Annotated in this window: 24 protein-coding genes; 13 read left to right on the top strand and 11 right to left on the bottom strand. The window is 67.8% G+C overall.

The features are described 5' to 3' along the window. Positions 1–96: 96 nt before the first annotated feature. Entirely contained in the window at positions 97–480 is a 384-nt protein-coding gene (locus GJG85_RS27500; RefSeq protein ID WP_050014449.1) for a hypothetical protein, read from the bottom strand. 360 nt (positions 481–840) lie between these two features. Here GJG85_RS27500 and GJG85_RS27495 point away from each other — a divergent pair, with 360 nt between their 5' ends. After that, on the top strand, positions 841–1362 hold the full coding sequence (locus GJG85_RS27495) for a GNAT family N-acetyltransferase (protein ID WP_050014447.1): 522 nt from the start codon (positions 841–843) through the stop codon (positions 1360–1362). Between the two features lie 140 nt (positions 1363–1502). Here the strand turns inward: GJG85_RS27495 and GJG85_RS35080 are convergent, their stop codons facing one another. Then, entirely contained in the window at positions 1503–1640 is a 138-nt protein-coding gene (locus GJG85_RS35080) for a hypothetical protein (protein ID WP_235356241.1), read from the bottom strand. Between GJG85_RS35080 and GJG85_RS27490 the strand changes: the two genes are divergently transcribed. Further along, positions 1584–2471 (top strand): helix-turn-helix domain-containing protein, encoded by an 888-nt coding sequence (locus GJG85_RS27490; RefSeq protein ID WP_235356238.1) that lies wholly within the window; start codon positions 1584–1586, stop codon positions 2469–2471. The genes GJG85_RS35080 and GJG85_RS27490 overlap by 57 nt on opposite strands. A gap of 104 nt (positions 2472–2575) precedes the next feature. Here the strand turns inward: GJG85_RS27490 and GJG85_RS27485 are convergent, their stop codons facing one another. The 4 genes from GJG85_RS27485 to GJG85_RS27470 form a co-directional block, all read right to left on the bottom strand. Continuing rightward, entirely contained in the window at positions 2576–3049 is a 474-nt protein-coding gene (locus tag GJG85_RS27485; protein WP_089489051.1) for a DUF4440 domain-containing protein, read from the bottom strand. A 67-nt stretch (positions 3050–3116) separates the two neighbouring features. After that, positions 3117–3971: a DJ-1/PfpI family protein gene (locus GJG85_RS27480; protein ID WP_124638434.1), complete on the bottom strand. Its 855-nt coding sequence runs from the start codon at positions 3969–3971 to the stop codon at positions 3117–3119. A gap of 152 nt (positions 3972–4123) precedes the next feature. After that, positions 4124–4870: an SDR family oxidoreductase gene (locus GJG85_RS27475; protein WP_050014443.1), complete on the bottom strand. Its 747-nt coding sequence runs from the start codon at positions 4868–4870 to the stop codon at positions 4124–4126. A 271-nt stretch (positions 4871–5141) separates the two neighbouring features. Then, positions 5142–6038: an IclR family transcriptional regulator gene (locus GJG85_RS27470; RefSeq protein WP_050014441.1), complete on the bottom strand. Its 897-nt coding sequence runs from the start codon at positions 6036–6038 to the stop codon at positions 5142–5144. A 294-nt stretch (positions 6039–6332) separates the two neighbouring features. Between GJG85_RS27470 and GJG85_RS27465 the strand changes: the two genes are divergently transcribed. Genes GJG85_RS27465 through GJG85_RS27435 form a run of 7 tightly spaced genes read left to right on the top strand, consistent with a single transcriptional unit; the run spans position 6333 to position 13160 of the window. Next, a complete protein-coding gene (locus tag GJG85_RS27465) occupies positions 6333–7415 on the top strand; it encodes an ABC transporter ATP-binding protein (RefSeq protein WP_050014439.1) in 1083 nt (360 codons plus the stop codon). Then, complete coding sequence (locus GJG85_RS27460; RefSeq protein WP_050014438.1) at positions 7416–8396, top strand: ABC transporter permease; 981 nt, start codon at positions 7416–7418, stop codon at positions 8394–8396. Then, positions 8393–9187, top strand: coding sequence for an ABC transporter permease (locus GJG85_RS27455; RefSeq protein WP_050014437.1), 795 nt, complete (start codon positions 8393–8395; stop codon positions 9185–9187). The genes GJG85_RS27460 and GJG85_RS27455 overlap by 4 nt, the downstream gene beginning before the upstream one ends. After that, the gene (locus GJG85_RS27450; protein ID WP_089489047.1) at positions 9187–9534 is read left to right on the top strand and encodes a (2Fe-2S)-binding protein; all 348 of its coding nucleotides are present in this window, start codon (positions 9187–9189) and stop codon (positions 9532–9534) included. Before GJG85_RS27455 ends, GJG85_RS27450 begins: the two co-directional genes overlap by 1 nt. Next, positions 9531–10973 (top strand): NAD(P)/FAD-dependent oxidoreductase, encoded by a 1443-nt coding sequence (locus tag GJG85_RS27445; RefSeq protein WP_176015507.1) that lies wholly within the window; start codon positions 9531–9533, stop codon positions 10971–10973. Before GJG85_RS27450 ends, GJG85_RS27445 begins: the two co-directional genes overlap by 4 nt. Continuing rightward, entirely contained in the window at positions 10966–12117 is a 1152-nt protein-coding gene (locus GJG85_RS27440) for an FAD-binding oxidoreductase (protein WP_050014434.1), read from the top strand. The genes GJG85_RS27445 and GJG85_RS27440 overlap by 8 nt, the downstream gene beginning before the upstream one ends. Continuing rightward, positions 12114–13160, top strand: a complete 1047-nt coding sequence (locus GJG85_RS27435) for an ABC transporter substrate-binding protein (protein ID WP_089489045.1) — start codon at positions 12114–12116, stop codon at positions 13158–13160. Before GJG85_RS27440 ends, GJG85_RS27435 begins: the two co-directional genes overlap by 4 nt. Before the next feature lie 148 nt (positions 13161–13308). On the opposite strand, the gene GJG85_RS27430 is transcribed toward GJG85_RS27435, so the two are convergent. Both GJG85_RS27430 and GJG85_RS27420 read right to left on the bottom strand, forming a co-directional pair. Then, positions 13309–14469 (bottom strand): hypothetical protein, encoded by a 1161-nt coding sequence (locus GJG85_RS27430; protein WP_235356237.1) that lies wholly within the window; start codon positions 14467–14469, stop codon positions 13309–13311. 17 nt (positions 14470–14486) lie between these two features. Continuing rightward, the gene (locus tag GJG85_RS27420) at positions 14487–14669 is read right to left on the bottom strand and encodes a PAAR domain-containing protein (protein ID WP_239468954.1); all 183 of its coding nucleotides are present in this window, start codon (positions 14667–14669) and stop codon (positions 14487–14489) included. 235 nt (positions 14670–14904) lie between these two features. Between GJG85_RS27420 and GJG85_RS27415 the strand changes: the two genes are divergently transcribed. Next, the gene (locus tag GJG85_RS27415) at positions 14905–16242 is read left to right on the top strand and encodes an MFS transporter (RefSeq protein ID WP_050014430.1); all 1338 of its coding nucleotides are present in this window, start codon (positions 14905–14907) and stop codon (positions 16240–16242) included. 119 nt (positions 16243–16361) lie between these two features. On the opposite strand, the gene GJG85_RS27410 is transcribed toward GJG85_RS27415, so the two are convergent. Together GJG85_RS27410 and GJG85_RS27405 are read right to left on the bottom strand one after the other, a co-directional pair. Next, positions 16362–17372: a 3-hydroxybutyryl-CoA dehydrogenase gene (locus GJG85_RS27410; protein WP_050014429.1), complete on the bottom strand. Its 1011-nt coding sequence runs from the start codon at positions 17370–17372 to the stop codon at positions 16362–16364. Next, positions 17369–18475 carry an NAD/NADP-dependent octopine/nopaline dehydrogenase family protein gene (locus tag GJG85_RS27405; protein WP_050014428.1) on the bottom strand — a complete coding sequence of 369 codons (1107 nt, stop codon included), beginning with the start codon at positions 18473–18475 and terminating at the stop codon, positions 17369–17371. The genes GJG85_RS27410 and GJG85_RS27405 overlap by 4 nt, the downstream gene beginning before the upstream one ends. A gap of 138 nt (positions 18476–18613) precedes the next feature. Here GJG85_RS27405 and GJG85_RS27400 point away from each other — a divergent pair, with 138 nt between their 5' ends. Together GJG85_RS27400 and GJG85_RS27395 are read left to right on the top strand one after the other, a co-directional pair. Then, positions 18614–19588: an AraC family transcriptional regulator gene (locus GJG85_RS27400; RefSeq protein WP_050014427.1), complete on the top strand. Its 975-nt coding sequence runs from the start codon at positions 18614–18616 to the stop codon at positions 19586–19588. Further along, a complete protein-coding gene (locus GJG85_RS27395; protein ID WP_050014426.1) occupies positions 19585–20616 on the top strand; it encodes a LysR family transcriptional regulator in 1032 nt (343 codons plus the stop codon). The genes GJG85_RS27400 and GJG85_RS27395 overlap by 4 nt, the downstream gene beginning before the upstream one ends. A gap of 38 nt (positions 20617–20654) precedes the next feature. On the opposite strand, the gene GJG85_RS27390 is transcribed toward GJG85_RS27395, so the two are convergent. Then, complete coding sequence (locus GJG85_RS27390; protein WP_089489041.1) at positions 20655–21773, bottom strand: porin; 1119 nt, start codon at positions 21771–21773, stop codon at positions 20655–20657. A gap of 410 nt (positions 21774–22183) precedes the next feature. On the opposite strand from GJG85_RS27390, the gene GJG85_RS27385 reads away from it, so the two are divergent. Next, a complete protein-coding gene (locus GJG85_RS27385) occupies positions 22184–23587 on the top strand; it encodes an MFS transporter (protein WP_124630841.1) in 1404 nt (467 codons plus the stop codon). Positions 23588–23625: the final 38 nt, after the last annotated feature.

Here is a 23625-nt window from a genome sequence, read left to right as displayed (position 1 = left end):
GTTCGATGTCGACCACTGACGAACGCGCGCGGAAATCGCAAAGGGGCGTCGCGCACGAATGCGCGACGCCCCTTGTTCGTTCACGGACACTGCCGACTATGCCACGCGCTGCAGCAAATCCGTCGCGAAAGACTTCGCATGCGCGACGGCTTCCTGCGCGTCGCCGAATACGCCGAGCTGATCCCAGTGCTCTTCGGCCGCGTAGGTGCCTTTCACGGCGAGCGCCCGCTGGACGCTCAATTGCGCCGCGTATCGGCCGTCATCCAGCGGTCGGGCCGTCGCGACGACCCTGTGCGGTGGGCTGGCCCGCTCCGGCTGAACCAGCTCGACGGGGCCGCTGACCGTGCCGACATTCATCAACTCGTTTCGGGTGTTGCAGTCCGGGCAGTAGAAGCACCAGCCCGCCCCCTCCTGATGGTGCCTGACCTGTCCGCGAGCCAGCACGGCACGACATTCGACGTTTTCGCAGATGAACGGCATCGCAGTCTCCGGAGTTGTTTGACGGAAATCCTAGCATGTCCGACGGCGGTCAACCATCGGCATCCGCATGATTGCCGCACCGGCGGTTTCGGCTGGTTCCGCGTGCGCGGCAGGGGTAAGCGTCGCCGCGTTTCGCTGCGCTGCAAAATCGGCGCTTTCCCGCCGAATCGTGATGCCGACTGCGCGACCATGCGCAGCATCGCTGCTCGAACCGGAAGCGATCGCGCAACCTGCGAATGTCCCCATGAACGAGATCGTCGCGCGTCCGACTGCAAGGTCGCCGGTTAGCACGTGACGACGCGTCTGCCCGACATCGCCCGCGATAAACTGACGGCCCGACACCGAACCGAGAAAAGCTCAATGTTGATCCGCGTTGCGACCCTGGCCGATGCCGTCCCGCTTGCCGAATTGAAGCGCGATACGTTTCGCGAAACCTTTCTGCAGGACGGATTCGGCATCGACTACCCGCCGGACGATCTGGCCGAGTACGAAGCCCGTACCTACTCGGTGGCCGCGATCACCGGGCAGCTCGGCGACCCGCGGTGCCGCACGTGGGTCGCGGAAGGCGACGACGGCACGCTGGTCGGGTATGCGCACGCGGGGCCGTGCAAACTGCCGCACCCGGAAGTCGCGGACGGTTCGGGCGAGATCCATCAGATCTACCTGCGCCGCGGCACGCAGGGCACCGGCGCCGGACGCGCGTTGTTCGACACCGCGCTCGCGTATCTCGCCGCGACGCGCCCCGGCCCGGTATGGCTGGGCGTGTGGTCGGGCAATGCGAAGGCCATCGCGTTCTACGAGAAGGCAGGCTTCAAGCGTGTCGGTACGTACGATTTCAAGGTCGGCGAATCGACCGATCTGGAGTTCATCTACCGTCGCTGAGCGTCGCTTTCTGTCGGCATCGCATCGATGCGACGCAAACGAATACAGTTGATTGATGACGGCGTAAACGACGTTTTTCCCTCGTTTCGCGTCAAACGACACATTTCGAGGGGCCCCCGGTAAAATCCGCCATTCCGGGGTTATCGATCAATTGCTTCGTCATGCATCGAATTGGATTCTTCGTTTGCCGCGGCTATGATGCGCTCGATCTTGGCGGCCCATTGTCGGCCTTCAATCAAGTCGCCACGGCCGCCGGCCACACGCCCTACGATCTTCACGTCATCTCGCCGTCCGGCGGCCCGATTCCCGGCAATACCGGCCTTTCGATCGACACGAAGCCGGTCGGAAGGCGTGCGTTCGACACCGTCGTGTTCGTCGGCGGCGATATCGCGCCGATGCAGACATCGGACAATATCGCCGCAGCCAGCAAACTGGCCGCCAAGGCGTCGCGCGTCGCCAGCGTGTGTACGGGCGCATTTCTGCTTGCGGAAACCGGCTCGCTCGACGGGTTGAGAGCGGCAACGCACTGGCGCTACGCCGCGCAATTGCAGTCGCGCTTCCCTCGCACGCGGGTCGACGGCGACAGTATCTATGTCGTCGACGGCCGCGTCTGGACGTCGGCGGGCATCGCGTCCGGCATCGATCTCGCGCTCGGCATGATCGAACGCGACATGAGCACGGAGATTGCGCGCGAGGTCTCGCGGCTGCTGGTTGTTCCGTATCGTCGGCCCGGCGGGCAGTCGCAGTTCTCCGCGATGTCGCAGATGGAGCCGGAATCGGATCGCATCCGCATCGCGCTGAATTTCGCGCGCGAACATCTTGCCGAGGCGTTGCCGGTCGAGCGGCTCGCCGATGCGGCGAGCTTGAGTGTGCGGCAGTTCGGGCGCGCCTTTCGCCGGGAAACCGGTGAAACACCCGCGAGGGCCGTCGAGCGCTTGCGCGTCGAAGCCGCGAGGCTGCGCCTGCAGGGCGGCAGCGAACCGATCGAGCAGATTGCGCTGGCGGTCGGCTTCACCGATCCGGAACGGATGCGCCGAGCCTTCATCAAGCTGCTCGGACACCCGCCGCAAGCGGTTCGACGCGAGAGCAGGTCGAAGGCAGCGCGCTGATCGACCGCCTGCCGATCGGCGCGCCGCGTGGTTGACGTCTTGCCAACGGGTGAGTGGCGCGTGGGTACACAACGCGCCGTTTCTCCGGACGTCGATAACCGTCGTCAATCCTTGACGGGCGGATAAGCGTTCCACATGTCGCGATGCAGCTTCCACGTACCGCCCTGCTTCAGGAAGACGAGCGTCTGCTTCGCGCGGACCTTGAGCTTTCCGTCGTGATCGCGAACCTCCGCATCCGATACCTCCGTCACGACCCGGTCGTTACCGTAGAACTCATAGTTGCTGAACGATACGGTGCCGGGCTTCGATCCCGCATATCCGTTGATGAAGTAGTCGGTGATCGCGCGGTGCCCGGTGACTTTGTCGCCCCCCGGCGGCAAGAGCGTGCCGTCGTCGGTATAGAGGCGGCCGATCGCGTCGTAGTCGCCTCGCGCAAAGGCATCCGCCCATCGCGCGTTTTCGGCCTTGATGGCCGCTTCGGGCAGGCGTTGCGCGCCACCGGCGACAGCCGGCGCCGTGAATGCAAAAAAGGACACGCACGCTGCAAGCGCAGCCGTACAAAGATGAATCTGTCGCATCGAATGATTTCCGAATCGGGTTTGAATTGAAGAGGCGGCGACGCTGCACGCGTCGCCGGCAAGCGTGTCAGCGGACGCCGGGAACGCGTGCGAGTCCCTTTGATGCGCCGGGCAGCTTCTTGTCGACCAACGCGACGAGTTCGGGTCGTGCATCTCTCGGATGACCGGAGTGGAACGGCGGGTCGGGATCGTATTCGACGACGAGCTGCGTGTACTCGGCCGCCTGCCGGCCGCGCAGCTTCGACGCCACGCGCAGCGCGAAGTCGATGCCCGCCGTCACGCCGCCGCCGCTCATGAAGCGGCCATTGTCGTCTTCGACGAAGCGTTCGGGAACGGGAATCGCGCCGTATTCGGCCAGCTTGTTGACGAACGCCCAATGGCACGCGCTGCGCTTGCCGTTGAGCACGCCCGTCGCGGCGAGCACGAGCGAGCCGTTGCACACCGACGTCACGTGTTTCGCGCTTTCCGCGAGACGCCGGATCTGCGCCTGATACGCCGGCCGCATCGGCGCCGACAAATCGGAGCCGCCCGGCACGAGGATCACGTCGGTCTTGTCGATATCGGCCAGCCGTTCGGTCTTGCCGTACACGACGCCGAATTCGAGCGTCACGTTGCCGCCATCGAGGCTCGCGTAGCGAACGTTCGTATTCGGCAGCCGGTGGAAAATCTCGCTGGGGCCCGCGAAGTCGAGCAGCGTGCCGCCGTCGTAGTTGACGATCAGGATGTCGAGCGGCGCGTTCGGCGCGAGCAGCCCTGCGCGGCTCGTTTGCGCCGGCGCAGGCGTCGCGTGCCCGAGCAACGCGCCGCCGCCCAACACGGCGCCGAGCGTGGCGGCGCAGCCGAACTTCAGGACATCGCGGCGCGAACGGCCTGCCCGCGTGAGTTGTCCGGCGGACACATGGTTATCGCTACTGTCGGTCAAGATGATTGCTCCTTGCACTTCGGCCCATGGGCGAGTGCAACCCCGCCGGGCCGGATCGAATAACCGCCACCGCGAACGGCGTGGCGGACGTGAAATCGGGATGGGGATGAGCCGGGATGGCGTGCCGGGCTCGGGAAGCGTGACGCGCCGGCTTAAAGCTGCGACGCACCGCCATCGACGACCAGTTCAGTGCCGACGACGTACGACGATTCGTCGCTGGCGAGATAAAGCACCGCGTACGCGATATCGTCGGCCGTGCCCATGCGGCCCGCCGGATTCGCTTCCGCGAATTCGGCCTTGCGCTCGCGCACCCATTCGTCGGGCTTGCCCCACCTGGAGAGCAGCGGCGTATCGATCGGGCCTGGCGCGATCGCGTTGAACCGGATTTTCCGGTCGAGAAATTCGTACGACCAGCTGCGGGCCAGCGATCGCACGGCGGCCTTCGCCGCCGCGGTCAACGAGATGCCATGCTTGCCGGTCTGATCGACGAACGAGGTATTGAGGACCACCGACGAACCTTCGCGCAAGTACGGCAGCGCTGCTTGAAGCGTGACCACCACGCCCTTGACGTTGACGTCCATGATGTCGTTGTAGAGCGTGTCGTCGATGTCGTTGACGGCGGACGGGAAAGCCCAGCCCGCGTTGGCGAACACGACGTCCAGGCCGTCGAACGTCTCGTCGACCTCGGCGGCAATCGCGCGCATGTCGTCGAGCGACCGTACGTCGCCCTTGAGCACGACCGCACGCTCGCCGAGCGCTGCCCTCACGCGCTGGAATACCGCCTCGTCGCGCCCCGTCACGGCGACGCGCGCGCCTTCTGCAATGAACAGCTTCGCGGTGGCCAGACCGATGCCGCTGGTGCCGCCCGTGATCAGCGCCGATTTACCCTTGAGTCGCATCTTCCGTTCCTTTTCATGTGGTGAGTGACCAGGCCGGATACGCGACACGCGATGGTGGTTGCGTGCTTGTTCCGGCTCGATCGTTCACGTGAAGTATGGAGCGGGAGGTAGAGGGCTCAAAGGTCGTATAACCCTCGAAAAACGTCATTCAGGGTGCGCAGCGACGCCGCTAAAAAACAAAAGCGCGCAGGTCCGCTGGACCCTGCGCGCGTCGATCGGACGTGAATGGTTTGCTCGAGTAAGCCGATGAAACGGCAACGCGCGACGCGCGCTAGATGGTTTTCCCCGATAACCCGTGCATCGGCCGCCGCAACGCGGCGTCGAACGGATTGGTGCGCGGCCCGATCGCATCGGCCTGCCGCCGCAGCAGTTCGACGACCATCGGCATCCGATCGTCACCGAGCCGCGACGCGAGCGTGCCGACGCTCAGCGCGCCGACCGGATAGCCGGTGCGATCGAGGATCGGCACCGCGACGCCGGCCATCCCGTCGAGCACGCCGCTGTTGCGGCCCGCGTAGCCGAGTTGCCGCACGCGTTCGATCTCGGTGCGCAGATACACCTCGTCGAGCACGCCGTAGCCGCGGATGCGCGGCACGTTGAAGCGGATCACCTCCTCGCGTTCGGCCTCGGGCAGGAACGCGAGGATCGCGAGGCTGCCCTGCCCGACACCGAGCGCGATGCGCCCGCCGATGTCGCCGGTAAACGAGCGGATCGGAAACGGCCCTTCGCACAGGTCGAGACACACGGCGTCGAAGCCGCTCTTCACGAGCAGGAAGATGGTTTCGCCGAGGCTCGCGCACAGTCGCAGCAGCGCGGGCCGGCACAGCGTGCGCATGCTGCTCGGGTTGCCGGCCAGCGCGGCGAGCGCGAAGAAGTCGACGCTCAGCCGGTACAGCTTCGACTGCTCGTCCTGTTCGACCATCCCTTCGGCGATCAACGATTGCAGGATCCGGTGCGCGGTGCCCTGCGTGAGGCCGACGGCTTTCGCCAGATGCGTGACGCGCACGCCGTCCTGCTGCATGCCGGCCAGCGCGCGCAGGATCGCGAACGCACGCTGCAGCATGCCGGTGCCCGGCGCGCCGGCCGCATCGGCCGGGTCGACGGCGTCCTCGTCCGGGCGCGGCGTCCGGGCTGCCGGCGACGTTCCGGTCGAATGGGGTTCCTGCATGCCGGCTCTCCTCGACGATTTCATTGAACGGAATACGCTAGCCGCCATTGTCGTCCGGTCGAAAATCCGCGGGCATCCGGGTGTGCACGGGATTGACGCGCACGTTTTGCGGCTCGGCCGCCCCTCACCCACCGGAATGATTCGCAGGCGATTTTCGCATTCGTTCCATTCAATGGAATTTTTCAGAAATTCATCCCGTTCAGCAGAATTCGAAATTGACGCTCCCAAATATGGCTGGCTAGAGTCCGCGTCATCGGCGCACCGGCCATGCGGTGTGCGAACCCGGAGCTCCCCATGTCGTTTCTCACGCTTACGGATCTGACGAAAACCTTCGGCGAACTCACCGCCGTCGCGGGCGTCAACCTGTCGGTCGAACAAGGCGAATTCGTGTCGCTGCTCGGGCCGTCCGGCTGTGGCAAGACCACCACGCTGCAGATGATCGCCGGCTTCGTCGACGTCACGCGCGGCCGCATCGCGCTCGACGGGCAGGACATCACGCACCTGAAGCCGAACCGCCGTGGGCTCGGCATCGTGTTCCAGAGCTATGCGCTGTTTCCGCACATGAGCGTCGCGGAGAACGTCGGCTTCGGCCTCGACATGCGCGGCGTCGACAAGGCCGAGCGCACGGAGCGCATCCGCGCGGCGCTCGCGCTCGTGCGCCTCGACGCGCTCGCACACCGCTTTCCGCGCGAGCTGTCGGGCGGCCAACGGCAGCGCGTGGCGATCGCGCGTGCGGTCGTGATCGAGCCGCCGGTGCTGCTGCTCGACGAACCGATGTCGAACCTCGACGCGAAGCTGCGCGAGGACATGCAGTTCGAGCTGCGCGCGATCCAGCGCAAGATCGGCACGACGACGATCATGGTCACGCATGATCAGTCGGAAGCGCTGTCGATCAGCGACCGCGTGGTCGTAATGGAAGCCGGCCGCATCACGCAGACCGATACGCCGTACCGCGCGTACGAACGCCCGGAGAATCATTTCGTGTCGCAGTTCATCGGCAAGGCGAACCTGCTGCCCGGCACGATCGTCGCACACGACGGCGACGCGATCCGCATCGACCTCGGACACGATCTCGCCGAGACCGGCCGCACCGCGCACCTGCCGCCACGCGAACGCGACGTGCGCGTGGGCGACGCGGTGTCGGTCTGCATCCGCCCCGAGAAGCTGCGGCTGTGCGCGCCCGACGCCGGCCGCTTCGCCGCGACCGTCACGAGCCGCTTCTTCCTCGGCAGCCAGTGGCTGTACCGCGTCGACAGCGCGCTCGGCGAAGTGCTCGTGTGCTGCCAGAACGAAGGCGCGGAGCCGCTCGAGGAAGGCGCGCCGGTCGGCATCGACTGGCACAGCGACGCCGTGCGCGTGATGCGCCGGGAGGCCTGAATGGGACAGCCTTCCCGCCCGCTCTCGACCGACGGCGCGCCGGCCGGGCTCGCGGCCGCCCCGGCCGCCGCCGATGCGGTATCGCTCCGCACCGTCGGCGGTAACGCGCCGCGTGCGAGCTGGCGCGCCCACGCGCCGCTGTGGCTGATGTGCGCGCCGGCCTTCGCGCTGTTCGCCGCGCTCGTGCTCGCGCCGCTCGCGATGACGTTCGTGCTGACGTTCTACCGGTTCGACCCGGCCACCGGCCCGATCGCCGCGTTCCAGTTCGGCAACTACGCGGAAGTGCTCGGCTCGTCGTACTTCCACACGATCTTCGCGCGCACGTTCGGCATCGCCGCGCTGACGACCGCGATCTGCGTCGCGATCGGCACGCCGGAAGCGTACGTGCTGTCGAAGATGCGCGACCCGTGGCGTTCGCTGTTCCTGCTCGCGATCCTCGCGCCGCTGCTCGTGTCGGTGGTCGTGCGCGCGTTCGGCTGGAGCATGCTGCTGAACACGAGCGGCCTCGTGAACCAGGCGCTCGGGCTCGTCGGGCTCGGGCCGTACAAGCTCGAATACACGACGTTCGCGATCGTGGTCGCGCTGGTGCACGTGATGCTGCCGTTCATGGTGATTCCCGTGTGGACCGCGCTGCAGCGGCTCGATCCGCAGACCGAACACGCGGCACTGTCGCTCGGCGCGTCGCCGTTCACGACGCTGCGCCGCATCGTCGTGCCGCAACTGATGCCCGGCGTGCTGTCGGGCAGCCTGATGGTGTTCGGGCTGTCGGCGAGCGCGTTCGCGATTCCGGGCCTGCTCGGCGGACGCCGGCTGAAGGTCGCGGCCACGGCCGTCTACGACGAATTCCTCGGCTCGCTGAACTGGCCGCTCGGCGCGACGATCGCGGTGCTGCTGCTCGCCGCGAACCTCGTCGTGATGCTCACCTACTACCGCGTGCTCGAACGCCGCTACGCGCGCAGCCTCGGAGGCGCATCGCGATGAGAAAGAACGGCCCCTTCGCCCTTGCCTTCCACACGCTCGTGATCCTGTTCGTGCTCGCGCCGCTCGCGATCGTCGTGCTGGTCGCGTTCACGCCCAGCGAAACGCTGACGCTGCCGACCCGCGGCGTGTCGCTGCGCTGGTTCCGCGCGATCCTCGACTATCCCGACTTCGTCACCGCGTTCGTCAACAGCGTGAAGCTCGCGTTCGCGTCGGCAACACTGTCGCTCGCGATCGCGTTGCCGGCCGGCCTCGCGATCGGCCGCGCGACGTTTCCCGGCCGCGCATTCCTGAACGGGCTGCTGCTGTCGCCGCTCGTGATTCCCGGTCTCGTGCTCGGCATCGCGCTGCTGCGCTTCTTCGCGCTGATCGGCGCGACCGGCTCGTTCGCGTGGCTGGTGCTCGCGCACATGATCGTCATCACGCCGTTCGTGATGCGGCTCGTGCTCGCGTCCGTCGCGGGCCTCGACCGCAGCATCGAGCAGGCCGCGTGCTCGCTCGGCGCGGACCCGTGGACGACGTTCCGCCGGATCACGCTGCCGATGATCGTGCCGGGCATCACCGGCGGCTGGCTGCTCGCGTTCATCAACAGCTTCGACGAGCTGACGATGTCGATCTTCGTCACGTCGCCGCAGACGGTCACGCTGCCCGTACGCATGTACATGTACGCGACCGAATCGATCGATCCGATGATGGCGTCGGTATCGGCGCTCGTCATCTTCATCACCGCCGGCGCGATGCTGCTGCTCGATCGCGTGTACGGCCTGAACCGCATCCTGATCGGCCAACATTGATGACGACTCCCGTTTCCCGTTCCCCCGGCATCGCGGACGACGGCGCGCAGTTCGTGCGCGTCGCCGAACGCGAGCGCGCCGCCGTCGCGTTCATGCTCGACGGCCGGCCTGCGCACGCGCTTGCCGGCGACACCGTGCTCACCGCGATCCTCGTCGCGCAGCGCCGCGTGCGTACCAGCGAATTCAGCGGCCTGCCGCGCGCGGGCTTCTGCCTGATCGGCGCATGCCAGGATTGCTGGGTGCGCACCGAAGCCGGCGCACGCGTGCGCGCGTGCTCGACGCCGATCGCCGACGGCATGCGGATTCTCACGGCCGCCCGGCCGGCCGCGACCGGAGACGCATCGTGAGCGCCGCACTGCAACCGGTGATCGTCGGCGCGGGGCCGGCCGGCGTGCGCGCGGCCGAGGCACTCGTCGACGCCGGGCTGCGCCCGGTCGTGATCGACGAGAACGCGCGCTGGGGCGGACAGATCTATCGTCAACCGCCGGCCGACGCCGCGTTCGTGCGCGGCAAGCGCACGCTGTACGGCTTCGAGGCCGCGAAGGCCGACGCGGTGCACCGGACGATGGCCGCGCTGCTGCCGCACATCGACTATCGGCCGAACACGCTGGCGTGGTCGTGCGGCGCGGGCCGCGTCGACACGCTGCAGGACGGCCGCGAAGTGACGGTGCCGTACTCGCACCTGATCGTCGCGAGCGGCGCGACCGACCGCATGCTGCCCGTGCCCGGCTGGACGCTCGCGGGCGTCTATACGCTCGGCGGCGCGCAGGTCGCGCTGAAGGCGCAGGGCTGCGCGATCGGCCGACGCATCGTGTTCGCGGGCACCGGGCCGCTGCTTTACCTCGTCGCTTACCAGTATGCGAAGGCCGGCGCACACGTCGCGGCCGTACTCGACACGAGCCCGCTGCGCCGCCAGGCCGCCGCCGCGCCCGCGCTGCTGCGCATGCCGTCGATCTTCGCGAAAGGGCTCTACTACAACGGCTGGCTGCGTGCGCATGGTGTCGCGATCGAAACGGGTGTCACGTTCGAACGCGTGCTCGGCGACCAGCACGTGACGGGGCTCGCATGGCGCGCCGCCGGAGACGACGCGCAGCCCACGCCACCGCGCGTGCTCGACTGCGATGCGCTCGGCCTCGGCTTCGGCCTGCGCGCCGAAACGCAGCTCGCCGATCTCGCCGGCTGCCGGTTCGAATTCGACCCGCTCAATCGCGCGTGGCTGCCCGAACGCGACGCGGCCGGTCGCACGTCGGTACGTGGCGTCTACGTCGCCGGCGACGGCGCGGGCATCGCAGGCGCCGACGCGGCCGAAGCGTCGGGCCGGCGTGCGGCGCTCGCGCTGCTCGACGATGCCGGCGTCGCATCGCGCTCGCCGCCCGGCCAGCCCGACGCGGCGGCGCTCGAGCGCACGCTCGCCCGCATCGGCGCATTCCGCGCGGGCCTCGAGGCGGCGTTCGCGCCGCCGGCCGAACAGGTTGCCCGCTGCCCCGACGACACGATCGTGTGCCGCTGCGAGGAGATCGACGCGGGCACGCTGCGCCGCTGCGTGCGCGAAGGCGCGGCGACCGAATTGAACCGGCTGAAGGCGCTGACCCGCGTCGGCATGGGCCGCTGCCAGGGCCGCATGTGCGGCGACGCGGCCGCGCTCGTGCTGGCCGCCGAAACCGGCCGGCCGCTCGCCGACGTCGGGCGGTTGCGTGCGCAACCACCCGTGAAGCCGTTCCCGATCTCGGCCGCGCTCGCGGGCGACGACGTCGCGGCGATTCCCGACGAGGCCCGCGATGAGTGAGATCCGGCATTACGACGTCGCGATCGTCGGCGGCGGCCTCGTCGGCGCGTCGGCCGCACTTGCGCTCACGCACCGCGGACTGCGCGTCGGGCTGTTCGAGCGGCGCGACTGCGGCGCGCAGGCGAGCGGCGTGAACTACGGCGGCGTGCGCTGCCAGGGCCGCCCGGCCGAGCAATTGCCGCTCGCGCTGCGGGCGCGGCGCATCTGGAATCACCTGCCCGAACTGATCGGCATCGACGGCGAATTCGTCGTGTCCGGCCACTTGCGGCTCGCGCGCAGCGATGCCGATCTCGACGCGCTCGACGCATACGCCGTGCTCGCCGGCGAACACGGCTTGCCGCTGCAGGTAATGCGCGGCGACGCGTTCCGCCGCCGCTACCCGTGGCTCGGCCGCGCGGCGCTCGGCGGCTCGCTGTGCGAGACCGACGGCCATGCGAACCCGCGCCTCGTGTCGCCCGCGTTCGCGCGCGCGGCCCGCGCAGCGGGCGCGGACGTGTTCGAGCACACGCCCGTCGACGCGGTTCATCACGATGGCGCACGTTTTCACTTGCAGGCGGGCGGTCGCGCGCACACCGCGACGTGGCTGATCAATTCGGCCGGCGCATGGGCGAACACGATCGCCGAACGCTTTGGCGAGGCCGTACCGATGGAGCCGATCTACCCGAACATGTGGGTGACCGAGCCGCTACCGCCGTTCATCGCGCACAACCTCGGTGTGTATGGCGGCGGCGTGTACGCGCGTCAGGTCGCGCGCGGCAACTGCGTGATCGGCGGCGGCCGCGGCCGCGGCGACGGCGAGTTCGGCCAGCCGTCGGTCGACACGACGCGCGCGGTGATGCGCGACGCCTGCGCATTGCTGCCCGCATTGCGCGACGCGCTGCTGATCCGCACGTGGAGCGGCGTCGAAGGCTGTACGCCCGACCACAACCCGATCATCGGCGCGAGCCGTACCACGCCGAACCTGCTGCATGCGTTCGGCTTTTCCGGCGGCGGCTTCCTGCTCGCGCCGGGCGTCGGCGACGTGCTCGCCGATCTCGTCACCACCGGCGAAACCGCCACGCCACTCGATGCATTCTCGATCGGCCGCTTCTTCCCCCAAGCCATGCCGGCCGCCCCTTTCCGTCAAGAGGAAACACAAAGATGAAACTGCTCGGAACGATCGCGGCCGCCGCCGCCCTCTGCATCGCAGGCGTCGGCGCGCCCGCGTGCGCGCAAACGAAGACGATCTACGTCGGCATGAACGGCGGCCCGATGGAAAAGGCCTATACGAGCCAGGTGCTGCCCGACTTCGAGAAGGCGAACAACGTAAAGGTGGTGATCGTGCCCGGCACGTCGTCGGACGTGCTCGCGAAGCTGCTCGCGAACCGCAACAAGCCGCAGATCCACGTCGCGTTCCTCGACGACGGCGTGATGGCGCGCGCGGTGAGCCTTGGCGTGTGCCAGAAGCTCGACGATTCGCCGGTGCTGAAGGAGCTGTACCCGTTCGCGCGGATGAAGGACGACGTCGGCGCGGGCGTGCAGCTCGGGATGACCGGCATCGCCTACAACAAGAAGCTGTTCGCCGAGAAAGGCTGGGCGCCGCCGACGTCGTGGATGGATTTCGCCGACCCGAAATACAAGGGCAAGGTCGTGTTCCAGTCGGCGTCGAGCAGCACGTTCGGGCTGCACGGCTTCCTCGCGATCAACCGGCTGCTCGGCGGCAACGAACAGAACGTCGAGCCCGGCTTCGGCAAGTGGGCGAGCACGGTCGGGCCGAACGTCGTCGAGTACATCCCGAACTCGGCGAAGATCTCGGAGATGGTGCAGACCGGCGAGGCCGGCCTGTTCCCGCTGACGCCGACCGGCGTCGGCGACCTGCAGGACAAGGGCATCCCGGTCGCGTATGCGAACCCGAAGGAAGGTCCGGTGCTGCTGCTCGTCGACCTGTGCGTGGTCGCGAACAATCCCGACCCGCAACTCGCGCAGAAGCTCGCTCAGTTCCTGTTGTCCGCGCCCGCGCAAACGAAGGCGGCCGAGGCCGGCAAGCAGATCCCGACCAACCGTCTCGCGAAGATGCCGGCCGCGATGCAGCAGAGTCTCGGCAACGTCGACGACCTGGTGCGCAAGGTGACCGTGGTCGACTGGACCGCGATCAACGCGCGCCGTGCGCAGTGGGATACGCGGTGGAACCGGCAGATCGAGCGGTAACGCGAGACGGCGTACGGGCGACGTGGCGCTGAGCGCGCCATGCCACGTCGCACGAAGGCCAGAAGCGATACACCGGGATGCGGGCGGGGACGTCCCGCAACGCGAGATTGTTGTCGGAAGCCCCGCCGCCCGTGCTGCAATTTTCAGGTCAGCCTTCCTTCATCCACTCCGGCTCCACATATTCCTTTACCCACATCCACTGACCCGGCTCAAACAAATTCGTGTATTGCTTCCGTTCCGCTTGCTCCCGAGGGGTCAGCGTGCGGACATCGGGGAATTCATGTCCCTTCCGGATCATATGAATATCCGAACTGGAAGTCTTCGTGTATCCCTGCCAGATCCCCGTTTCAGGACACAGCATCCCCGTACACAGATTCATCGACCCGTATTTGTGGCGCTTCGCTTGTTGCTCTTCCAAGCGGCGCTGTTCGCGTTCCTCCGGTGTCAAAATCCTGTATATGCGGCTTATCTCAACTATCCACAGTCGCTGCGGAAAAGATCCATCCACCGGGTTGATGTAACCAAGATCGACATCGATAGGAAATTTGCTACCCGGAACATCCTTTGATCGGTAACGAAAAGACTGCAAATTGGGAGCGTCGGGAGTGCGCCCCATTATTTCATTCCCGTACTCACGATTTCCATCCCCGTCAACCCAATAGTCCTCTAGTTGGAGGAGAGATTTGATTTCCGTATCAGGCAGATTGGCAACCCTTGCGTCAACGACAATTCTTACCCCAGCCGGAACGATTTTCACTTTATCGCGATCCTCACTGTAGTCCTCCGGATCGTCGCCAGTGGAAAATTCAATCTTCGTCCCGCGCAGCGCACGATTTTTGTATTTATAAAGAAACCCTTTTGCAGGAGGGTGCGTCCACGTCGTGTAGTTTGTCCCAAAGATAATATTCTTCGGATCGTACGGCGCATCATCGCGCAGGATTGCCATTGCTGTTTTAAGGATGGTGCGCAGTGCGACGCGCTGCTCTTCGTCGGTCGCCTGCATCCCTCCCCCAATGGCGTCAAGTGAAGCATCGTATCCTCCTGTGCATGTACCGGGGTTGCGCACGAAAGCACGATCAGGGCGGTCCCAATAGGCTTGCACCACTTCCGCACACGCATAAGCATCTTCTTCATGTAACTGGCTCCGGTATCCCTCTTCGAAACTCACCATCTTCGCCGCCGTTTCCGGTGACACTCTCAACAGCTTGCACACCTCGGCCTGTGCGATCGGCACATCGGGTTTCATATAGGCTCCGCCCGTCTGATTTTGCATGTGCGAAATCATCCAGTAATAATGGAAAATCAACATGCGATGTAGCCCCGCCATCACACGCGTGTCATCTGGGATAACGGAAAAACACCGCCGCATTTCCGACAACGAACACTATGGCCGTCAAGCGCCACGCCGACTCCGAGATGTTTCAGGTCGTTCGCGCATTCGATGACTTCGCCACCATGATCGGTGGCGTCTCCCAGGCGAACCATTTCGTGGCCTTGTGCATTCTTCATCAGCGATCTCACATCTCACGTGGATCGAGATTGATAATGTGGAAATGCTGTGTCGCCTATAGGATGAATACGATTTTTCCGGTCCTGATCGCACGGCTGGTACGCACCCATCATTTGCCGGAGTGATGACACTCCCCTTTTTCTGCGGATTTGACCGGGGCCGGCGGGGCCGACAACACTAGCCCGCAGTGCCGCACAAGACGGCACGCGCCTGCCTCCCCCTTCAGAGTCCGCCATGTACCCGACCGACACCGTGCAATCCCCGAGCGCCGCCCGGCCGCTCGCCGACCGGCAACTACGCCGGATCGTCATCGCCTCCGTCGCCGGCAACGCGATGGAATGGTATGACTTCTTCGTGTACGGCACGGCCGCGGCGCTCGTGTTCGGCCACGTGTTCTTTCCGCCCGGCGCATCGCCGCTCGCCGGCAGTCTCGCCGCGTTCGCGGCGTTCGCGCTCGGCTTCGTCGCGCGGCCGCTCGGCGGGATCGTGTTCGGCCACGTCGGCGATCGCTACGGGCGCAAGGCGTCGCTCGTATGGACGCTGCTGATCATGGGTGCGTCGACGTTCGCGATCGGCCTGCTGCCGACCTATGCGCAGGTCGGCCTGTGGGCGCCGGCCGCACTCGTCGTGCTGCGCCTGCTGCAGGGCATCGCGTCCGGCGGAGAATGGGGCGGCGGCGTGCTGATGATCAGCGAGAACGCGCCGCCCGAGCAGCGCGGCTACTACGCGGCGTGGAGCCAGCTCGGCGTGGGCGGCGGCTTCGTGCTGTCGTCGGCCGCGTTTCTCGCCGCGCAGGCGCTGCCGGACGACGCGTTCCGCACGTGGGGCTGGCGGCTGCCGTTCCTCGCGAGCATCGCGATCTTCGCGATCGGCATCTACATCCGCCGCCATCTGCCGGAAAGCCGCGACTTCGAGCAGGCCGGCAAGCGCGGCGCGCACACGCACTTGCCGATCGTCGAGTGCATCCGCCGTCATCCGAAGGAAATCCTGCTCGCGATGGGGCTGCGCGTGGCCGAGAACGGCGGCGCGTACATCTTCCTCGCGTTCTCGCTCGTCTATGGAAAATACGTCGGGATTCCGAACGGCACGATGCTGACCGGCGTGATGATCGCGATGATCGTCGAGATGGGCGCGATGCTCGCATGGGGCCGGCTGTCCGACCGGATCGGCCGCAAGCCCGTGTACCTGATCGGCGCGCTGAGTCTCGTCGCATGCGCGTTTCCGTTCTTCTGGCTGCTCGACACGCGCGTGACGCCGCTCGTGTGGCTCGCGCTGACGGTCGGCACGGCGGTGAGCCACGGCGCGATGATCGGCACGCTGCCGGCACTCGTCGGCGAACTGTTCAGCACCGAAGTGCGCTACTCGGGCGTCGCGCTCGGTCATGAGGTCGCGTCGATCTTCGCGGGCGGGATGTCGCCGCTGATTGCGACCGCGCTGCTCGCGCGCTATCACGCGTCGTGGCCCGTGTCGCTGTTCCTCATTGCGCTCGGCCTCGTCACGGTCGCGACGCTGTGCGTGATGCGCGAGACGCGTGCCGTGCCGGCAGCCGGCACGCGCGGCGACACGGCATGAGCGCGCGGCCCGCGCCGGCCGCCGCACCCGCGTTGCCGGTGGGCGATTGGCGCACCGGTCCACGGCGCCACGTGCGCGCTTGCGCGGCGCCGCAAGCGCACGCAGCCGCAACGTCCAGGCTACGCGTCCCGGCCGCGCCGCGCGCTGTCGAACGCCGGCGCCAGCCCGAGATGGTCGAGCAGCCGCGAGAATTCGCCGAGCCGCTGGCGCATGTACGCGGGCACGTCGACCGCCGCATAGTCGTGGAAGCCGGCGCCCGTGCGCACGCCGTCGCGCCCGGTTTCCATGTTGCGCACGACGCTCGCGGCCGGCGCGAAGCGCGGGCCGATCTCGCCGGCCAGGTACTGCGACGCGTAGTACAGGATGTCGCAGCCGCCCCAGTCGATGAATTCGAGCAGCCCGAGCACCGCGAAGCGCGGACCGAAGCCGGTGCGGATCGCGATATCGATGTCCTCGGCGCTGGCCACGCCTTCCTCGACCATCCGCGCGGCCTCGTTCATCGCGAGCGCCTGAATGCGCGGCACGATGTAGCCGGGCGCCGGCCCGCAGATCACTGGCTTCTTGCCCACGCGTTCGAGCAGCGCTGCGACGGTGTCGACAACGGCCTGATCGGTCGCGTCGCTGCGGCTGACCTCGACGAGCGGCATCAGCAGCGCGGGATTCAGCCAGTGTGCGTTCAGCATTCGTGCCGGGTGCGCAACGTGGCGCTGCAATTCGGTGACGACGAACGTCGACGTGGTCGACGCGATCGTTGCGTGCGCATCGACGTGTTCGCCGAGCCACCGCAGCGCGTCGACCTTTGCATCGAGCACTTCGGGCAGTGCTTCGAACACGATATCGGCATCGCGCACCGCGTCGGCCGCGCCGTCCCGCGCCACCAGTGCGATGCGCGCGACGACGGCGTCGGCCTGTGCGGCATCGATGCGGCCGAGCGCGAGCTGCGCATGCAGCGGCCGGGCGATCTCGTCGCGCGTGCGCGCGTCGAACGCGCGACGGCCAGCCGCATCGCGCGGCTTGAAGTCGATCAGCGTCACGTCGAGGCCGGCAAACGCGAACACGAGCGCGATGCCCTGCCCCATCCGTCCCGCGCCGAGCACGTGGATGCGCGTCACATCGTCGGCCGCCTTCATGCCGCGTACCCCGCATCGACCAGCGCGCGCAGCGCGTCCTTCGACAGCGCCGCGAGCCCGAGCCGCTCCAGCGTGCGGCCCTCCGCATACAGGTCGCGCCCCGCGACCGCGCTCGCGATGCTCAGCAGCCCCTGCGCGACGGGCGTCGGCACGCCGGCCCAGCGCCCGCACGACACGATGAACGACAGCCCGAGCCGGGTATCCTCGAGCATGTAGCGATGCGTGCGCAGATCGATCTTCTCGCGCCAGTCGCCGCTATCGGTCAGCTTGCCGTGCGCGCCGCGCCCGTACATCCACTCGTCGCCGTCGATCGCGTAGTGATCGGCGAGCGGGAAATGCGGCGCGCGATAGCCGAGCGCTTCGCGCACCGCGATGCGTTCGGCATCGAGCGCGTTCGTCACGCGGCGGATCGACGGCTGCGTGCCTTCGTTGTGGATGTCCCACGCGTCGAAGTGTTCGAGCGGTCCGGCGTTCATCAGGATCAGCGGCGGATGGATCACCGGGCCCGCATTCATCAGCGCGCCGGACAACGCATCCTCGACCGGCTCGACCGACGGATAGCCGGCGCGCAACACGTCGAACGCCCAGCCGGCTGCATTCACCGGCCACACGCCGGTCGGCAGGCGCGTCGCGTACGCGCTGATCACGACGTCGTTGTCGCGATACTTGCGCACCAGGTACGGCAGCGTGCCCGTTTCGGCGAACGCGACGCGCGAACGGTTGCCGGCATCGGCCGCCGCGCGGGCGAACACGGCGCTGCCGAACGTGCCGGGCGGCAGGAACACGACCTGGCCGTCCTCCAGCAGCGGCGCGACCTGCGCGGCAAGCGCGTCGTGCGACGTGGCCGGCAACGGCACCACGACGAGTTGCGCGCCGTGCAGCGCGGCGGCCAGATCGTCGGTCAGGCGGATCGCGCCCGGCGCATCGCCGAGCGGCACCGCGCGCTTGCCGCGATAGTCGGTGACGTTCAACACGCCAAGCGCGCGCAGCCGCGCGTGCGGCTCGCGATCGCGCCGCCACCACGTCACGTCGTGACCTTTTTCGAGCAGGTCGATGGCCGCCGCATGGCAGCCGTGGCCGCCGCCCAGAACACATACCTTCATCGTCTTCTCCTGGTGATCGAGTACGCCCGAGACTACGCGGCCGCCTGCGCCGCGTCGCTTCAAAACACGCAACGACGCGCCCGTTCGCGCAACGCTGCGCAAGCCGACGCGCCCCTGCATCCGCTACGAGGTCTATCAATGGACATCGCCCTTTCCCGCCATGCACCGAACCGGCTCGGCACGCTGCACGCCCCCGACGAAGTCGAACGCGCGGTCGCGCATCGGCTCGGACCGCACCGGATGGCCGCGTCCGGCCGCGATCCGTTTCGCGCGGAGCTGTACGAGGTGCCACTGCATCACGGCGCGCTGCTCGAACTCAGCTACGGACGCGAAACGCGCATCGAGTTCGGCGAAGACGCCGATCACTTCCTGTTCCGGCTGACGCTCGCCGGTGCGTGCGAGCTGCAGGCCGGCAACGTCGTCGCGTACGCCGGCCCCGGCGCGCTGACCGTGTCGTCGCCCGCGCTCGCGAGCCGCCTGCGCACGAGCCCCGATTGCCGCAATCTCGTGCTGCGGCTCGAACGCGGCGCGCTCGAACGCAAGCTGCAGGACATGCTTCGCGCGCCGCTCGCGCGCCCGCTGCAATTCGACGTGGCGGCCGGCGGCGCCGGCACGGGCGCCGCGCTCGTGCTGCCGACCTTCGAGTACCTGTGCCGGATCGGCGCGCAGCCGGGCATCGGCATCGCGTCGCCGGTGTTCGGCACCGACCTCACCGCGTGGCTGATGTCGCTGCTGCTCACGCACCTGCCGCATTCGTACAGCGACACGCTGCTGCGCGGCACGCCGCCGCTGCCGGCCCATGTGCGGCGTGCGTGCGCTCACGTCGATGCGCACCTCGACGAACCGCTCGCGCTCGCCGCGCTGGCGGCCGTCGCGGGCGTCGCGCCGCGCACGCTGCAGCATGCATTCCGCGCGTTCCTGCACACCACGCCGGCCGCGTACGTGCGCGAGCGCCGGCTCGCCGCCGTGCACGCGGCGCTGCAACGCGGCGACGCGCGCAGCGTGACCGACGTGCTGCTCGCGCACGGCATCCATGGCTTCGGCCATTTCGCGAAGGCGTATGCGCGGCGTTACGGCCACGCGCCTTCCGTCACCGCGAGGCAAGCTCGATGACGCACTCCGCCCCCGGTCGGCCGACGGCCCGCCCCGAACCCGCGCCGCACGACAGCGACGCCGCCGACGGCCTGCGTGTGCAGGATCTCGATCTCAACCTGTTGAAGACGTTTCGCGCGGTGTATGAAGAGCGGCACGTCGGCCGCGCGGCGCTGCGGCTCGGCGTCACGCAGCCGTCCGTCAGCTATGCACTCGGCCGGCTGCGGCTGATGTTTCGCGACGCGCTGTTCGTGCGCACCGGCACCGGCGTCGAGCCGACCCCGCGCGCGCAACGGCTCGCGATCTCGGTCGACAAGGCGCTCGCGATCCTGCAGCACGTGCTCGACGAAGGCTCGCGCTTCACGCCCGACAGCACGCAGCGCGTGTTCCGTCTGCACATGAGCGATTTCGCGGCGAGCGCGTTCCTGCCGACGCTGCTCGCCGCATTCGACCGGCGTGCGCCGGGCGCGGTGATCGAGACGCTGCACGTCGACGAGTGCCAGCTCAACGTCGCGCTCGAATCCGGGCGCATCGACTTCGCGCTCGGGCATTTCGCCGATGCGTCGAGCCACTTCCAGCGCACCGCGCTGCTGCACGAGCGCTGCGTGCTGTTGATGCCGCGCCGCACCGCCCAACGCGTCGGGCTGCCTGACGATTTCGTGCTCGACGGCACGGCGCCCGACGCGCTGCGCTTCGTCGCGGTCACGTCGCATCGGCAGTCGATGCAACTGCTCGAACGGCACGAACTGATGCCGCGCGTGCGCGCCGCGCTGCCCGATTTCATGGTGGTGCCCGCGTTGCTGCAGGACGGCGATTACGCGCTGATCCTGCCGGAGACGATCGCGATCACGTTCGCGGCGCGCCAGCCGTGCGTGCTGTACGAGATCGCCGGCGCCGGCGAATGGGCCGTCAACGCGTACTGGCATCGGCGCTTCGATGCGGACCCCGGCCATCGCTGGCTGCGTGCGCTGCTGCTCGAACTGTTCAATATCGGCGAGCAGGCGCCGTTCGATGCATGGCTCGCGCCGCAGCCGCCTGCTTGCGCGTAGCGGCTCGAGCGAGCATGGGCACGGGCCCGCCGGCACGCTCAGAACGACGTGAGGATGCCCGCGACGAGCGAACTCGCGGTCGCGCCCAGCTTCGCCACCGCGACGCCGCCGCCCGCCGCGCCGTTGACGACGAAGCGCGCATGCGCGCCGTTGCGCACCATCGCGGCGCCCGTGTACAGCACCGTGCGCTTCGACAGCGGATAGTCGAAGCGGATGCCGTACGAATCGGCGTTGCCGTCGCTGTCGGCGACCTTCCGGTAATGGCCGACACTCAGCAGCAGCGACGCGCGCCCGATCGGCACCGTCGCGCTGAGCTCCATGATGTCGCTGTGCGGATACGCGCTCTGGCTGTCGATCGCGGTCGCGACGTCGGGACCGCCGCGATGGCGCAGGTACAGCGCGGCCACCTTCACGACGCTGAAGTCGTACGAAATCGCGCCGAGCGTGTAGTTGCTGTTCGCGGCCGTGCTCGCGGCACCGAGCGTCGATGCGGCGACCGGGCTGAACTTCTGCTGCATGATGTCGACGTCGACCGACAATCCGCCGCGCACGTAGTTGATGCCGGCGCCATACGTATCGCCGAGCGTCGCCGGCTGCCCGGCCGCGCCGTTGGCGCCGCGCGCGGCCATCGCGCGCAACAGGAAGCCCGCGTAGCGCGGCGACGTGTAGCGCATCGAGTTGCGCACGCGCAGGAATGCGGGCCCGACGAAGTTGTTGGTCGCGTTGCCCCATGCGAGCCCCGCGCCGAGCCCGGGCAGGCTGTATGTGACGAGTGTCGTATGCAGGATCGTGTAGAGCTCGCCGAACTGCACGCCGCCGAACGGCCCCGTGATGCCGACCCACGCTTCGCGGCCGAACAGCGCGCTGCTGTTCGACAATGCGCCGCTCGCCGCGTTGAAGCCGTCCTCGAGCTTGAAGATCGTCGCGTAGCCGCCGCCGAGATCCTCGACGCCCTTCAGCCCCCACTGCGACGCCCACAGGTTGCCGCTGCCCATGCGCGTCACGTGGTTCGGCCCGGCGTTCGCGTATTCGATCGCGGTGTCGATGCGGCCGTAGAGCGTCACGCTCGATTGCGCGACGGCAGGCAGCGCGTTGCACGCGAGCAGCGCGGCGAGCGGTACGGCAAGCCGGAAGGCTCGCCCGTTCGAATGGTTCATCTGCGTCGTCCCGTAGAAGTTGCGGCGCCTGTCGGCATCGCGCCGCTTGATGTGAAGCGCGTTCGCTTTCGGATGCGAACGCTGCCGATCAAAACCGGCCCGAGTCTAGGAACGACAATTTCGGACGTCGACGCAATGCGCTCTATAACGCTTATAGACGCGCCGCATGACGCGCACGGGCCCCGCCGCGCGCGCGCTGCGCGGCGGCCCGCGCGCACGGCCTCGGTGTTTTCTTTATCCGGGTCGGTAAATATCCGTGTGGCGCGGCTGTCACTCCGGCTATGGCGGCCGAATTTGGCCGACTACGCTGCGTCACCGATCGTGTCATCCGCACGCTTTCGCGCCGCGACGGCGCCCGGCCCGCGAGGCCGATGCCGCGCTTTTCCACCGCCCGCTCCTGGAGAACCCGCATGTCCGCATCCACGGCCCGCGCTGCCGACGGCAAGCGCTATACGTACGAATGGTATGTCGTCGTCATCTGCATGCTCGCGTACGTCTTTTCGTTCGTCGACCGCCAGGTCCTCGTGCTGATGATCGAACCGATCAAGCGCGACCTGCACCTGTCCGATACGCAGTTCAGCCTGCTCAACGGCTTCGCGTTTTCGCTGTTCTATGCGGTGATGGGGCTGCCCGTCGCGTATCTCGCCGACCGCTATGCGCGCCCGCGCATCATCTCGCTCGGCATCGCGCTGTGGAGCATCGCGACCGCCGCGTGCGGGCTCAGCCAGCACTTCGTGCAGATGTTCGTTGCGCGGATGGGCGTCGGCGTCGGCGAGGCCGCGCTGTCCCCCGGCGCGTATTCGATGCTCGCCGACTACTTCCCGAAGGAGAAGCTCGGCCGCGCGATCGCCGTGTATTCGCTCGGCTCGTTCATCGGCGGCGGCATCGCGTTCCTGATCGGCGGCTACGTGATCGCGCTGCTCAAGCATGCGAGCGCATTCACGCTGCCGGTGGTCGGGCAGGTGCATGCGTGGCAGGTCACGTTCCTGATCGTCGGGCTGCCGGGCATCCTCGTCGCGCTGCTGTTCGCCGCGACCGTGCGCGACCCGCAGCGCAAGGGGCTCGCGCAGGATCGCTCGGGCGCCGTGCGGCGCGTGTCGATGCGCGATTCGCTGCGCTTCGTCGGCATGCACAGCGCGACCTTCTCGTGCCACTATCTCGGCTTCTCGTTCTACGCGATGACGCTGTATTGCCTGCTGAGCTGGACGCCCGCGTTCTATATCCGCCGCTTCGGAATGACGGCCGTCGAAGCCGGCTACACGCTCGGCATCGTGCTGCTGGTCGCGAACACGGCCGGCGTGTTCTGCGGCGGCTGGCTCAACGACTGGCTGCTGCGGCGCGGCCGCGGCGATGCGCCGATGCGCGCCGGCGCGATCGGCGCCGCCTGCATGGTGATTCCCGCGACGCTGTTCACGCAGCTCGACAGCCTGCCGGCGTCGCTCGCGATGCTGGTCGTCGCGATGTTCTTCGCGTCGTTCCCGATGCCGACGTCGACCGCCGCGATGCAGACGCTCGCGCCGAACCAGATGCGTGCGCAGATCTCCGCGCTGTTCCTGCTCGTGTCGAACCTGATCGCGCTCGGGATCGGCACGACCGTCGTCGCGCTGTTTACCGATCGCGTGTTCGGCGCGCCGGCCGCGGTCGGGCACTCGATGTCGATCGTCAACGTCGCGGCGGCGACGCTCGCCGCGCTGCTGCTCGCCGCCGGCTGCCGCCACTATCGCCGCAGCCTCGAGCGCGAACGCGGCCACGCGTCGGCATCGGCTTCGGCTGATGTGGCCGTCGACGGCGGTAACGCCATTGCCGCCCGCTGAGGTCGCGCGGTTCACCGATCGCGTGGTCGGCGCACCGG

The organism is Burkholderia sp. MS389 (assembly GCF_016899425.1).
Lineage (GTDB): Bacteria > Pseudomonadota > Gammaproteobacteria > Burkholderiales > Burkholderiaceae > Burkholderia > Burkholderia sola.
Note: the sequence above shows the minus strand (reverse complement) of the source record. Positions and strands in the feature narration are given on the sequence as shown.